Raw genomic sequence first — 1,448 nt, forward strand, 5'->3', positions numbered from 1 at the left:
GCCGTCCCGCCATGTCACGCGTAAAGCGAATCGGCTCTTGCTCGTCGATCTTTAGCGTCTTCGCATGGCCCAGCACGTCGTAGCCATACGTTAGCGTCTGTTCGAATGCGCTTTTCTTGCCCTCGACGTCCGAATCCATGCGGCGCCGCTGCGTCGCCAATCGCCCGGCCTCGTCATAGGCGTACTCGATCGCTCCCGAGAATGACGCCTGCTGCTGCGTCTCACGCGTCAGTCGGCCATCGGTGTCGTAGGTGCGCTCAACCGTGCCGTGCGCGTTGCTCGCTGTGGTCAGTTGGCCCTTGCGGTTATAGGCGTAACACTCTTCCTCGCCCGTCTGCGCGCTGCGCTTGACGACCCGCCCCAAGGCATCGCACTGAATCGCAAGCGCTTGCCCTAACGGATCGATGGAGCGCGTCAAATGTCCGGCGGGGTCGTAAGCGTAGCGTCGCGCCTGACCCCAGTAGTCCACTTCCTCGATCAGCCGGCCATTCGCATCGCTCTTAAGCTGCCACTGCTGCCCGAGCGGATTGCTCACGCCGACAAGTTGTTCCTCCGTATCGTAGTGATAGCGCGTCACGCTGCCATCTGGATCGGTGCGGGTGTGCAGCCGCCCTTGACCGAAATAGGTATAGCTCGTGAGTTGACCGGCTTCGTCGGTATAGCGGATCAGATTGTCTTGCGCGTCATACTCGCAAAGCACGTCCCGCGAACCGGGCAAATGACACGCGCTCAAACGATTCTTGGCGTCCCAGCGATAAGTCGTGGCGTCTTCACCGGGCGCTTCTCGGCGCAGCAGATTGCCGCGCGCATCGTGCGCGAGGCGGATGCTTCGGCCCGCCGCGTTGATTACTTCGGCGAGATAGCCGAACGTGTCGTAGATGAGCGTGGTGGGTTGTTTGGCCGCATCGTCGACCCGCACGAGCTGGCCGCGCGCATCGTATTCGAACGCCGTCTCGATGCCTTCTGGCGTGGTCTGTCCCACTAGATTTCCGCGCGCATCCCACGCCTGTTTCCATACGCCGCCCTCGGGATCGGTGATCGCGACGGGTCTGAGGGTTTCGTCGTACTCGGTGCAGACGCGGCCTCGATCGGGGAGCGTCTGGCTCACGACATTGCCGAAGTTGTCGTATTCCCACGTCGTGCGGTTGCGCGCCGGATCGACCATCGACGTGGTGCGGCCCAATCCGTCGTAGTGGTAGCTGGAGACACCGCCCATCGGATCGGTCAGCATGATCGGCAGGCCGCGTGCATCGGCTTGCAGGAGTGTCACGCCGCCAAGCGAATCGATGATGCGTGTTTCCAGATGCGTCAGGTCGTACTCGAAAAGATAGTCGTACAGCCCACCATCGCCCCACGCATGATCGACGCGCCAGAGACCATCGTCGTGATGTTGATGCGAGTAATAGAACGACAGGCCGTTACGATCCGTATGGCGCACCATCAGGTGA

Annotated in this window: 1 pseudogene; it reads right to left on the reverse strand. The window is 61.6% G+C overall.

Annotation, left to right across the window (positions count from 1 at the left end):
* Positions 1-1,448 (reverse strand): annotated as a pseudogene (locus NCT32_RS36870) (type IV secretion protein Rhs); the annotation flags it as partial.

This window comes from Caballeronia sp. INML2 (genome assembly GCF_023631365.1).
GTDB lineage: Bacteria > Pseudomonadota > Gammaproteobacteria > Burkholderiales > Burkholderiaceae > Caballeronia > Caballeronia turbans.